This is a genomic window from Methylobacterium sp. WL19 (assembly GCF_008040005.1).
Lineage (GTDB): Bacteria > Pseudomonadota > Alphaproteobacteria > Rhizobiales > Beijerinckiaceae > Methylobacterium > Methylobacterium bullatum.
Map to the genome: position 1 here is coordinate 1 of NZ_VRVC01000146.1, position 11954 is coordinate 11954.

9 protein-coding genes and 1 tRNA gene are annotated in these 11954 nt (G+C 68.4%); 5 read left to right on the forward strand and 5 right to left on the reverse strand.

Annotated elements, in window-relative coordinates:
- Window positions 1–21: 21 nt before the first annotated feature.
- The 3 genes from FV220_RS21510 to zwf all read left to right on the forward strand — a co-directional run bounded on the left by FV220_RS21510 (window position 22) and on the right by zwf (window position 6644).
- Complete coding sequence (locus tag FV220_RS21510; RefSeq protein WP_147833158.1) at window positions 22–3294, forward strand: efflux RND transporter permease subunit; 3273 nt, start codon at window positions 22–24, stop codon at window positions 3292–3294.
- A gap of 242 nt (window positions 3295–3536) precedes the next feature.
- Window positions 3537–5012 carry an efflux transporter outer membrane subunit gene (locus FV220_RS21515; protein ID WP_281406099.1) on the forward strand — a complete coding sequence of 492 codons (1476 nt, stop codon included), beginning with the start codon at window positions 3537–3539 and terminating at the stop codon, window positions 5010–5012.
- A 108-nt stretch (window positions 5013–5120) separates the two neighbouring features.
- Window positions 5121–6644, forward strand: a complete 1524-nt coding sequence (gene zwf / locus FV220_RS21520) for a glucose-6-phosphate dehydrogenase (protein WP_147833160.1) — start codon at window positions 5121–5123, stop codon at window positions 6642–6644.
- Window positions 6645–6691: 47 nt separating this feature from the next.
- Here the strand turns inward: zwf and yacG are convergent, their stop codons facing one another.
- Both yacG and FV220_RS21530 read right to left on the reverse strand, forming a co-directional pair.
- A complete protein-coding gene (gene yacG / locus FV220_RS21525; RefSeq protein ID WP_056149216.1) occupies window positions 6692–6886 on the reverse strand; it encodes a DNA gyrase inhibitor YacG in 195 nt (64 codons plus the stop codon).
- A complete protein-coding gene (locus FV220_RS21530) occupies window positions 6883–7530 on the reverse strand; it encodes a Maf-like protein (protein ID WP_147833163.1) in 648 nt (215 codons plus the stop codon). Before FV220_RS21530 ends, yacG begins: the two co-directional genes overlap by 4 nt.
- Before the next feature lie 288 nt (window positions 7531–7818).
- On the opposite strand from FV220_RS21530, the gene FV220_RS21535 reads away from it, so the two are divergent.
- Both FV220_RS21535 and FV220_RS21540 read left to right on the forward strand, forming a co-directional pair.
- Window positions 7819–7893 (forward strand) — tRNA-Gly (locus tag FV220_RS21535).
- 446 nt (window positions 7894–8339) lie between these two features.
- Window positions 8340–8903 carry a hypothetical protein gene (locus FV220_RS21540; protein WP_246689512.1) on the forward strand — a complete coding sequence of 188 codons (564 nt, stop codon included), beginning with the start codon at window positions 8340–8342 and terminating at the stop codon, window positions 8901–8903.
- A 241-nt stretch (window positions 8904–9144) separates the two neighbouring features.
- On the opposite strand, the gene FV220_RS25840 is transcribed toward FV220_RS21540, so the two are convergent.
- The 3 genes from FV220_RS25840 to FV220_RS21550 form a co-directional block, all read right to left on the reverse strand.
- Complete coding sequence (locus tag FV220_RS25840; RefSeq protein WP_210245958.1) at window positions 9145–9417, reverse strand: hypothetical protein; 273 nt, start codon at window positions 9415–9417, stop codon at window positions 9145–9147.
- Window positions 9418–9538: 121 nt separating this feature from the next.
- Entirely contained in the window at window positions 9539–9679 is a 141-nt protein-coding gene (locus FV220_RS25845) for a hypothetical protein (protein ID WP_210245959.1), read from the reverse strand.
- A gap of 42 nt (window positions 9680–9721) precedes the next feature.
- Window positions 9722–11710 (reverse strand): DUF4139 domain-containing protein, encoded by a 1989-nt coding sequence (locus tag FV220_RS21550; RefSeq protein ID WP_147833162.1) that lies wholly within the window; start codon window positions 11708–11710, stop codon window positions 9722–9724.
- Between the last annotated feature and the right edge of the window lie 244 nt (window positions 11711–11954).

An 11954-nucleotide genomic window follows, 5' to 3' on the forward strand; every position in this document is an offset into this window, starting at 1 on the left:
CCCGGTCACGGCGCCCCGCCCATGAACGTCTCCGAGCCGTTCATCCGCCGCCCCGTCGCCACCACGCTGCTCACCATCGGGGTGCTGCTGGCGGGGATCTTCGCGTTCTTCAAGCTGCCGGTGGCGCCGCTGCCGCAGGTGGATTTCCCCGTCATCCTGGTCCAGGCGCAGATGGCCGGGGCCTCGCCCGAGACCATGGCGACGACGGTGGCCGCGCCCCTGGAGCGGCGGCTCGGCATCATCGCCGACGTGGGCGAGATGACCTCCACCAGTTCCGTCGGGACGGTGCGGATCGTCCTGATGTTCAATCTCAACCGCGACATCGACGGGGCCGCCCGCGACGTGCAGGCGGCGATCAACGCCGCGCGGGCCGACCTGCCCACCGCGCTCCGCTCGAACCCCACCTACCGCAAGTTCAACCCGGCCGATGCGCCGATCCTGATCCTCGGGCTGACCTCGAACACCCTGTCGCCGGGCCAGCTCTACGATTCCGCCGCCACGGTGGTGCAGCAGAAGATGTCCCAGCTCCCCGGGGTGGGGAACGTCGATATCGGCGGCTCCTCGCTTCCGGCGGTGCGGGTCGAGCTCGATCCCACCGCCCTCTACAATTACGGGATCGGCCTCGAAGGGGTGCGCGCGGCGATCGCCTCGGCCAATGCCAATTCCCCGAAGGGGGCGATCGAGACCGACACCCGCCACTACCAGCTCTACGCCAACGACCAGGGCCGGGTGGCGGCGGATTACCGCGACATCGTCGTGGCCTACCGCAACGGGGCGGGCGTGCGCCTCACCGATGTGGGCAAGGTCGAGGATTCGGTGGAGGACAAGCGCAATCTCGGCCTCGTCAACGGCCGGCCGGGCGTGATTCTGTTCATCTACAAGCAGCCCGGCTCCAACGTTGTCGATACGATCAAGGCGGTGGAGGCGGCGCTGCCGCAGGTGAAGGCGGCGCTGCCCGGCGACATCGACCTCACCGTCACCGGCGACCGCAGCGCCACGATCCGCGCCTCCCTCGCCGAGACCGAGGAGACCCTGGTCATCGCGGTCGTCCTCGTCATCGGCGTGGTCTTCGCCTTCCTGCGCTCCGGCCGGGCGACCCTGATCCCGGCGGTGGCCGTGCCGATCTCGATCATCGGCACCTTCTCGGCCATGTACCTGCTGGATTACAGCCTCGACATCCTGTCGCTGATGGCCCTCATCATCGCCACCGGCTTCGTGGTGGACGACGCCATCGTGGTCCTGGAGAACATCCAGCGGCATATCGAACTCGGCAAGCCGAGGCTGGAGGCCGCCCTCATCGGGGCGAAGGAGGTCGGCTTCACCGTCATCTCCATGAGCCTGTCGCTGATCGCGGTGTTCATCCCGATCCTGCTGATGGGGGGGATCGTCGGGCGGCTGTTCGAGGAATTCGCCGTCACCCTGTCCCTGGCGATCCTGATCTCCCTGGTGCTCTCGCTCACCACCACGCCGATGATGTGCGCGCTGCTGCTCAAGCGCGAAAGCGTGCCGGAGGGAGAGGCGCCGCGCCGCCCCAACCTGCTGATCCGGGGGCTGGAAGGCGCCTTCGAGGGAACGCTGCGCGCCTATGAGCGGACCCTGCGGATCGCCCTCACTCATCGCCGCCTGGTGCTGCTCACGCTGTTCGCGACGATCGGGCTCAACGTCTATCTCTACATCATCGTCCCCAAGGGCTTCTTCCCCGAGCAGGATACGGGTCAGATGATGGGCGGCATCCAGGCCGACCAGCGCATCTCGTTCCAGGCGATGAAGCAGAAGCTGGAACAGGCCACCGCCATCGTGCAGGCCGATCCGGCGGTGGACAGCGTCGTCGGCTTCACGGGCGGGCGCGCCACCAACTCGGCCAACGTCTTCGTGGGCCTCAAACCCCGGGGCGAGCGGGCCTCGATCACCGAGGTGATGACCCGCCTGCGCCCCAAGCTCGCGCAGGTGGCCGGCGCCCGGCTGTTCCTGTTCCCGCGCCAGGACCTGCGCATGGGCGGGCGGCAGAGCTTCGCGCAGTACCAGTACACCCTGCAGGGCGACACGGCCGACGAACTCTACGCGGCGGCCCCCCGGCTCGTAGAGGCGCTGCAGAAGAACCCGGTCTTCTCGGACGTCACCTCCGACCAGCAGGAGGGCGGGCTGGAGAGCCGCCTCGTCATCGACCGGGCCACCGCCTACCGCTACGGCATCACGCCCGACAAGATCGACAACACCCTCTACGACGCCTTCGGCCAGCGGCAGGTCTCGACGATCTACAACCCGCTCAACCAGTACCACGTCGTGATGGAGATCGCGCCGCGCTACCTGCAGAACCCGGAGACGTTGAAGACCGTCTTCGTCTCGACCTCGGGCGGCAAGGCGCGGGGCTCGGCCATCACCAACGCGGTGGCCGGGACCGTGGCGGGGGCCGCGACGACGGGGACGACGGCCTCCAGCATCGCCGCCGATTCCGCCCGCAACGCCGCCTCCAACGCCATCGCGGGCGGGGCGGGCGCCTCCTCCAGCGCGCCCGTTTCGAGCGCCAAGGAGACCATGATCCCGCTCTCGGCCTTCGCCCGGGTGGAGACCGGCAACGCGCCCGTGCAGGTGAGCCACCAGGGCCTGTTCGTGGCCACCACGCTCTCGTTCAACCTGGCGCCGGGCAAGAGCCTGTCGGACGCCACCGCCGCCATCGAGGAGGCCGAGGCGCAATTGCGCCTGCCGGCCACGATCCACGGCGAATTCGCGGGCGCAGCCAAGACCTTCCAGGCCTCGTCCTCGCGCCAGCCTCTGCTGATCCTGGCGGCTTTGCTGGCCGTCTACACCATCCTCGGGATCCTCTACGAGAGCTTCGTCCATCCGGTGACGATCCTCTCGACACTGCCCTCGGCCGGTATCGGCGCGCTGCTGGCGCTCCTCGTCTCGGGCACGGAATTCACCATCATCGCGCTGATCGCGGTGTTCCTGCTCATCGGCATCGTCAAAAAGAACGCCATCATGATGATCGACGTGGCGCTCGATGCCGAGCGCACGCGCGGGGCCACACCGAAGGATGCGATCTTCGAGGCCTGCCTCTTGCGCTTCCGGCCGATCATGATGACAACGCTGGCGGCCCTGCTCGGCGCCCTGCCTCTCATCCTCGCCGGGGGCGAAGGCTCGGAAATGCGCCGCCCCCTGGGCATCGCCATCGCCGGCGGCCTGATCGTGAGCCAGATCCTGACCCTCTACACCACGCCCGTCGTCTACCTCTATCTCGACCGCCTCCGTCGGCGGAAGCCGACGCCCGGCGTTTCGGTGAGCCCGGCCGAATGAGCGGGCGTGACCGGACGATGCGACCCGCGCGTAGCAACCCTCCCCCCAAGGACCTCGGGCTTGCCCGAGATCTGTCTTTGGCTGGCCAAGTCGGGCAGACCCGACTTGGTGCGGGGGAGGGTGCCTGCGGAGCAGGCGGGAGAGGGGGCGACCTCTCCGGATACGGCGCGCCCCTCTCCCGACCCTCGCTGACGCGAGGGCCACCCTCCCCCGCAAGGGGGGGAGGGAAGGGGCGTTGGTGCCTGCCCCTCCTTGCCCTCGCGACAACCCTCTCCGGCTGCATGGTCGGGCCCGATTACTCGCGCCCGTCCGTGGAGACGCCCCTGGCGTTCAAGCAGGGCGGGATGCGCGAGGACAGCGTGGCCCATGTGGCCACGCGGAAGGGCTGGCGCGCGGCGCAGCCCAATGACGGGGCCGAGCGCGGCGATTGGTGGCGCGTGTTCCGTGATCCCGCCCTCGACCGGCTGATCCGTCTCGTCGACGTGGACAACCAGAACCTGCGCGTCTCCCTGGCCTCCTACGACCAGGCGCGCGGCCTCGTCGCCCAGGCGCGCTCGGCGCTCTACCCCACCGTCATCGGCGCGCCGACGATCACGCGCTCGCGGACGCTCGGCACCGAGCGCACCTCGGTCTCGCTCCAGGCCCAGGCCTCGTGGGAACTCGACCTGTTCGGCCGCATCCGGCGCAACATCGAGAGCGAGGTGGCCAACGCCCAGGCGAGCGCGGCGGACCTGGCGGCGGTGCGCCTCGCGATCCAGTCCGAGGTCGCCACGAACTATTACAGTCTGCGCTACCAGGACTCGCTCCAGCGCCTGCTGAACGAAACGGTGGAGGCCTACAAAAAAAGCCTCGCCATCACCGAGAACCAGTACAATGCCGGCGTGGCGGCTCGCTCCGACGTGATCACGGCGCAGACGCAGGTGCAGTCGACCCAGGCCCAGGCCATCGCGGTGGGCCTGCAGCGCGCGACCTTCGAACACGCCATCGCGACGCTGATCGGGCGGCCGCCCTCCGAATTGTCCCTGCCGAAGGGAAGCCTGCCGAAAACGCCGCCGGCGGTCCCGGTGGGCATCCCCTCCGCCCTGCTGGAGCGGCGGCCGGACATCGCGCAGGCCGAGCGCAGCGTCCAGTCCCAGAGCGAGCAGATCGGCGTCGCCGTGGCGGCCTTCTACCCGACCCTGGTCCTGTCGGGCTCGGGCGGCGTCTCGGGGCTGACCAGCAACGGCGTGTTCTCGGCGGCCAATCAGGTCTGGTCGGTGGCCGCGGCCGGCAGCGAGACCCTGCTCGATGGCGGCGCCCGCACCGCCGCCGTGCAGATCGCCAGGGCCGCCTACGACGCCACGGTGGCGACCTACCGCCAGACCGTGCTCACCGCCTTCGCCGAGGTGGAGAACGGGCTCGCCGGCGTGCGCATCCTCGCCCGCCAGCAGGCGGCGCAGGAGGAGGCGGTGGCCTCCGCCCGCCGTGCCGTGGAGATCACCCTCAACGAGTACCGCGCGGGCACGCAGAACTTCACCACGGTCATCACCGCCCAGGCGCTGGAACTCAACAACGAGGTGACCGCGCTGCAGGTGCGGCTCAACCGCTTCACCACGGCGGTGACCCTCATCCGCGCGCTGGGCGGCGGCTGGGACGCGCGCAGCCTGCCGACCCCCGACGAACTCAAGGGCGACCGCCTGCCGATCGACCGGGGCCAAGCCGTCCGCACGGACGAATAAGTCCGTCCGCACGGACGAGTGATCGCTGCCTTGCACCATCCGTCGGAACGGCGCAGGGCATCGGCGGTTTGACCGGCGTTGCCGTCGATGCCCGGAGTGTCCCGTCCCATGATCCATCCCGATGCCACAGTGAACGACGGCAAGCAGCCCCGCGCCAACGACGAGGTCAGGACGGCGCCGGCATGCACCCTCGTCATCTTCGGGGCGGCCGGCGACTTGACGAAGCGCCTGCTGATGCCGGCCCTCTACAACCTCGCCTCGGACGGCCTGCTGGCGGATGGGCTCAAGATCGTCGGGGTCGACCATAACGACCGCACGAGCGAGCAATGGCGCGACGACCTCTCGCAGACCATGCAGTCCTTCACCGAGGACCACACCTCCGAATTCCATCCGGACTCCATCGATCCCGGCCATTGGGGCTTCATCCGTGAGCGCCTGACCTTCACCAGGGGGGATTTCGAGGCGGCGGAGACCTATCGGCGGCTCGCCCGGGACATCGGCGGCAACGCGATCTTCTATCTCGCCGTCTCCGCCCGCTTCTTCGGCCCGGTGGTGGACCAGCTCGGCGCCGCCGGCCTGCTGACGGAGGGGGAGGGCGCCTTCCGCCGCGTGGTGATCGAAAAGCCGTTCGGTACCGACCTCGCCTCGGCGCGCGCCCTCAACGCCCGCATCCTGAACCAGGCCGACGAGAGTCAGGTCTTCCGCATCGACCACTTCCTCGGCAAGGAGACGGTGCAGAGCATCCTGGCGCTGCGCTTCGCCAACGCCATGCTGGAGCCGATCTGGAACGCCCGCCACATCGACCATGTGCAGATCACCGCCGCCGAGACCATCGGCGTGGAGCAGCGCGGCGGCTTCTACGAGCCCACCGGTGCGCTGCGCGACATGGTGCCGAACCACCTGTTCCAGCTCCTGTCCATGGTGGCGATGGAGCCGCCCGGCAGTTTCGATGCGGAGGACATCCGCAACGAGAAGGCGCGGATTCTGGAGGCCGTGCGGCCGGCGACGCCGGACCGGGCGGTGCGCGGCCAGTATGCGCCCGGCGAAGAGCAGGGGAATGCCGTGCGGGGCTACCGCGAGGAGGCCGACGTCTCGGCCGATTCCCGCACCGAGACCTACGCGGCCCTGACGCTCACCATCGACAACCCGCGCTGGGCCGGCGTGCCGTTCTACCTGCGCACCGGCAAGCGCCTGACGGGGCGCCTCACCGAGATCGCCGTGCATTTCAAGCCGCCGAGTCACGGCCTGTTCGCGGGCACCGCTCTCGCGCCGAACGTCATGCACCTCCACATCGACCCGGACCAGGGTCTGAGCACCCAGTGGAACGCCAAGCGGCCGGGGCCGGACATGCGCCTCGGCGCGGTCACCTCCTCCGTGCGGTTCGGCGATTTCTTCGCCGAGGCGCCGAGCGTCGGCTACGAGACCCTGATCTACGATTGCATGGTCGGCGACCCGACCTTGTTTCAGCGGGCCGACGCCATCGAGGCGGGCTGGGCCGCCGTCGATCCCCTCATCCAGGCCTGGAGGGATGCCCCGGTAGAGACCTATGCGGCGGGCAGCGACGGACCGGCGGGGGCGGATGCCCTGCTCGCCCGCGACGGGCGGGCCTGGCTTCCCCTCGCGGAGGTGTGAGGCCCGCGCGTCAGGACCTGTTTGAGATGTTCTTCCAAGGCTTCCCCTCAGGATGAGTGCGGCGGGGCCTCGTCCTCGGTTTCGTCCTCGTCGGTGGGGATCGCATAGCGGTCGGTGAGCCAGCGGCCGAGGTCGATATCGGCGCAGCGGGTCGAGCAGAAGGGCTGGAACTCCGCCTGCGCGGGCTTGGCGCAGACCGGGCACGGCTCCGGCTTGCGCTTGGGGGGAACGGTCCCGCTCATGCCATCGCCCCCCAGGCCTGCCGCACGGGAAAGCCCTCGCCGTCGAGGAGGCTGATCGTCTCGTAGAGCGGCAGGCCGACCACGGCGCTATACGAGCCGACGAGCTTGACCACGAAGGAACCGGCAAGGCCCTGGATGGCGTACCCGCCGGCCTTGCCCCGCCACTCGTCCGAGGCGATGTAGCTTTCGATGTCGCGGCCGGAGAGGCGCTTGAACCGCACCCGCGTCTCCACCACGCGCTCGCGGCGGTTGCCCTTGGGGGAGAGCACGCACACAGCCGTATAGACGCGATGCTGGCGCCCGGAGAGCAGGCGCAGGCAATCCGTGGCCTCGTCGGCCAGTTCCGCCTTCGGCAGGACGCGCCGGCCCACGGCCACCACCGTATCGGCCGAGACGATGTAGCTGTCGCGCATGTCGTCGCGACGTCGGGCGGCGTCCCCCGCCACGTCGAGCTTGGTCCGGGCGAGGCGCCGGGCGAGTTCGCGCGGTGCTTCGGACGTGTTGGGGGTTTCGTCGATATCGGCGGGCAGCAGGGCGTCGGGTTCGAGGCCCGCCTGCTGGAGCAGCGCCAGCCGGCGCGGCGAGGCCGAGGCGAGAACGAGACGAGGGCCGCGGCGGGGCGACCCGCCGGAGGCGTCGTTCATCGTGGCGTGCGTGCCGCCCTGCGCGGAGGAGATATCCATCGGTGCTTTTTGACAATCCGCATGCTGGGGATGGGCGCCGTGCCGAAGGGGCGAGCCGACCCGGTCGCGCGATGGGCCGGATCAATGGGCCGGACCGGCCTATACGCTATCGGAAAGCCCGCCCCTTGGGAACGTGAACCCGCGCGGCACGCCGCGACGAGACCGTGGACAAAGCGGGCCGCTCTGATATGGTCCGCCCCGCTGAAGGGCCGGAACTCGCCTGTCGAGACCGTTTCCGTCTGTCGGCACGCGGGCGTAGTTCAGTGGTAGAACGTCAGCTTCCCAAGCTGAATGTCGTCGGTTCGATCCCGATCGCCCGCTCCACTCCTTTTCCCAGCGTAGACAGGCGCTTGGGCTCTCAGGCTGGTATCGTCCGAACCCCTTGATCCAGCCCGATACCAGCCCAAGGCCGCATTAGACGCCTCGCGAGGCAGGAAAACGCCCCCGACGTGTCAAACGATTCCCGGATCGGACATCTTGAATCGTTTTACATGTTGGCCGGCCGGAGCGGCCCTTTCGCTTTCAGGCCCCAGCTGGCAGCCTTCCGGTCAGGACGACACCCTTCTCTGTCGACGGCGCGCTGCCCGGGCGGCCGGCTGGCCCGATCCGATGGCGGCGCTGCACAACGTCGAGCGGGCAATTGGCGGCCAGCCGTCACCGCTACCGCCGGGCCGCCGGATCGCCGCGGTCGGGTATACGACGGACATCGATTGCGGCCTGCCGCATGAGCAGGTGCAAGGGGTCGAGACGGCACTTCCGGAAATCGAGAGATGCCTGCCACGTTCGGCCGCGACGGCAAACCGGGGGGCTTGCAGGGTGTGAACGTGACGCGGGGCCTGTTCTGGCTCGTGGCGACGGCCGTCTGGATCGCGCTCGTTGCCTGGATGACCTGGGCGAACGTGTCGGACACGGTGCGGGGGCGTGACCAGTTCACCGTCGAGATGCGGGAAGGCGTCTCCAATCCTTTCGAGACGGAGAACATGTCCAAGCCGTTCTTGGAGGTCTTCCGGAAGCCATCCGAGGGTAAGCATCCGCCGCGGTTCGACCGGATCAAGTACCGATACCAGGACGGATTCGATGCGTCGGTGAAGTCGGACCCCATGCTCTTCGTCGACTTTCCCGACGACACTCCTCTCTACGCGAACACGGCCTTCGACAAGGCGGAGCAGGATCTGGTTGCCAGGAACTTCCGGGGCCGGCGCTGGCAGCGGCGGCTGGATGCCCTCGGCGGGCAGGCGGGTCTCCTACGGCTCACCCTGGTGCCGCCGCTCCTGCTCCTGGCGATCTGGTTCGCCGGCCGGTGGATCGTGTCCGGGTTCAGGCGAGCGGCCTAGGGAAGGCCTCCGCCTTCACCTTGTGGAGGAGTCCATCGCCAAGTGCATGGCGGCGCGGCCTTCCTGGTGCTTGCCCCCCATTGCAGGAACCAGCGCTTCACACCGGCCTGGACGTCGGCGGTGATGACGTCGGATCCCCGGAGCGCGATCAAGGGCATGCCGCCGTCGAAGGACGCATGGAACATCGCGATCATGGCCTTGGCCAGGGCCACAAGCCCACACCGCTAAAGACTTCTGCAGATCATTTCTTGTCGACACAGGTCGAGCCGCATGAGGAATCGTACTTTTCCAGCATCGCTCTCAACAATTCGCCCTGCGAGACGCCATGTTCGATTGCGACCCGGTTGACGAGGCGAAGCGCTCGCTGGGTCGGAGACCGATCCGCTGCCATGAAGCTCTCAAAATCCCGGCCGATGCGATAGCCGATGAGCGCGCCGATCCCCCCGCTGACGCCGACGGCTATCAGGATGCCGATCTTGAGGTTGATCGACCAGGTCGTGAGGATCGCGCTCATGAACGAGGAGCCTTTGGTTTGTGGAGCGTGACATGCCGTTCCGGGTGCAACGACGTCGGCGTGCTGCGAAATGCCTTGAGAGATCGGACAATCGAGCGCGTCACGTCTTTGGACGGTATGGTCAGGAGACCGGCGGCTCTTCGCCGGCCAGACGTTCAGACCCAAGAATGTCCGGATCTTTTGAGCGTTTCTCGCCGAACTCCTGCTGCACCGTCGAGATCGGATGGGTAGGCCCGGCGATCGACAATTTTGCGAGATGCACCAAACCGGCATCGGTTCGGCCATGCGGCGCAGGAATACGCGCCTACAATTTCGAGATCAGGGCGCGAAGGCGCTCTTGCGAGAGTTTGAGACGATTTTCGGCCTCGGATCGAGCCTCGCCGAGGCTGGTGAATTCGTCTTCCTGCGTGCTCAACTGAGCGAGATACCTCCGGGCAAGTTCGCTGTCTTTGGGAACCGCACCGAGGTTGCTGCGAATGCGCTCCTGCTCTGTGCTCACTTTCGCGACCCGGTCATTGATCTCCCTGATCTCACGGGCAGCGGCTTCGCTGTCGGAGTGGGCATTTGACAGCGTTTTCAAGGTGTCCGCCAGCTTCGCGTCGCCCGCAAGGGAACTCCAATGCAGGAGCATCGACGCGTCTGCGTCGACGAGCGCGTAAGTCTCGACGTGGAGGCGTTCCAGCACCGCCTGAACCTCGGCCGTACCCGCGGCGGGAACCGAGACCTTCAACCGATAGGCCGTCGGGGTCTCGGTATCGAGTGCCGCGGACGTGAAGGTCCAGCCGCTGCGGCGTGGATGCTCGATCACGACGGTGCGCGGTGCGTCCTGAGCACCTTTCACCGTGTAGCTCGTCACTTCGCGCGACCGTGTCTTGGCCCGGATCGCGCCGTCGACGACCGTAATCTCCGTCAGCACCTGGTTCGGCTGCGTTTCGGCCTGGACGCGGACTTTCCGATCGACGGCGAAGGCGGCGAAACGCTGTTCGCCGACGGGAGTCGCGGGCAGCCGCGCATCGCCGACATAGCCGAGCTTGCCGTCGTAGATCGTCATGATGCCCGGCGGCAGCGTCGCCGCGGATCCGTTGCGGATCATCAGAACTGCGGTCGGGTGGACGCCCTGTCCCGGTTTCCAGAGCGCGATCCGCGCGGCCTCGATCTCGGTGTCGAGGATGGGCACGGACAATGTTCGGCCGACTCCCAGATCGACGGGGTGGGGGAGCGTGAAGTTCGCCGCCACATCCCCTTCCGTCGCGTCGGCAGCCGCCGCGGCCGGCGCGGCCTCGTAGCGCGCATCCGGCAATGACAGTCGGTCCATTCGCGAAATCGGAGCCGGGCGGGGAGGCGAGGGGGCGGCGATCCCGTCGTCCTGGAACGCGCGCGCGGCGGCCCTGGGCGCGACCGTACCGGGATCGAGGTCGGGCAAACCGACCTCGTCGATCGGAAGCGGGGCCTCCGGACGCTGGCGCCAATAGCGGCGATGCAGACGCTGCCGGAGCGCCACCGGCGATCCGGACGAGAGGGTGACGGCAACCCCCTTCCAATCCTCGCCCAGGGCGTTCTCGATGATCGCCCAGGCCTGGAGGTTCGCCCGCCCGCTTCCGCCATCGACGAGCCGATAGCTCGTCTTCCACACGGGCGCGGGAACCACATAGGTGAGACGAACCTCGCGCTTGCCGGTGCCGACGAGGGCGATCTCGACGCGGCGGGCACCGTCGGCCTTGGCCTTACCGGCCACGTCGACCACCTTCGCGATCCTGTCGACCATGGCGGGATCCCGGATCGTCACCGTGACGCCGTCCTCGACCTTCACGGATTCCAAGGTGCCGGCCTCCGTCAGGACGGAGAGCACGCGCACCGTTCCGGTGTCGGATCCGGCGTCCCGCGTGGACAGGCCGAGCACGCGCCCTTCCAGCACCCGCCCGGAACTCTCGATCCTGATCTTGACCCCTTGCAGCTTGCCCGCGAGCTGCGCGGAAGACGAGAGATCGTCTGCGGTGAAGGGCGCGGAGCGCAGGACCTCCTCGACCTGATCCTCCGCGTCCAGCCGGATGGCGCCGACCGAGCCTGCGGGGTCGCGCACCACGAGGCTCTTGAGGATGTCGTCGATCTGATCGGCCTGGACGTCGATCGCGACCGTGGTGTCGCCCTCGACGGACCGGGTCACGGTGACCTCGGCGAGTCCGCCGCTCGACAGCGTGACGTCCCGAATGCCGCCCGACGCCGCCATGAGAGGCGGTGCCGTGGCGAGCATGAGCATCAGGCTTCCGGCCAGCATCAATTGATAGGTCACCATCGCTACCTCCTTTATCCGGTCACGGGCTCCCGCAGGCCCGCCTCGTTCGAATACCGTCTTGCCGTCGGCCTTCGGCGTGACGGCGCCGGAGACGTTGCTCCAAGTTCCGGCAAGGCCGTCCTCGGGGGGATGCGCGGACTGCGCAAGACGGTCACGCGCCCTGCGATCTCGCCCAGCTGCAGCGCCGCCGGATCCTTGGCACCGAAGCCGAAGGCGGGGCGGGCGTGCGGGGGCCATCTCGCGC

Bases quoted from the DNA above. Each gene is read 5' to 3' on its own strand.
- FV220_RS21540 (WP_246689512.1), top strand. From the start codon at position 8,340: ATGCCTGCCACGTTCGGCCGCGACGGCAAACCGGGGGGCTTGCAGGGT.
- FV220_RS21530 (WP_147833163.1), bottom strand. From the start codon at position 7,530: ATGAACGACGCCTCCGGCGGGTCGCCCCGCCGCGGCCCTCGTCTCGTT.
- FV220_RS25840 (WP_210245958.1), bottom strand. From the start codon at position 9,417: ATGAGCGCGATCCTCACGACCTGGTCGATCAACCTCAAGATCGGCATC.
- yacG (WP_056149216.1), bottom strand. From the start codon at position 6,886: ATGAGCGGGACCGTTCCCCCCAAGCGCAAGCCGGAGCCGTGCCCGGTC.
- FV220_RS21550 (WP_147833162.1), bottom strand. From the start codon at position 11,710: ATGGTGACCTATCAATTGATGCTGGCCGGAAGCCTGATGCTCATGCTC.
- zwf (WP_147833160.1), top strand. From the start codon at position 5,121: ATGATCCATCCCGATGCCACAGTGAACGACGGCAAGCAGCCCCGCGCC.
- FV220_RS21510 (WP_147833158.1), top strand. From the start codon at position 22: ATGAACGTCTCCGAGCCGTTCATCCGCCGCCCCGTCGCCACCACGCTG.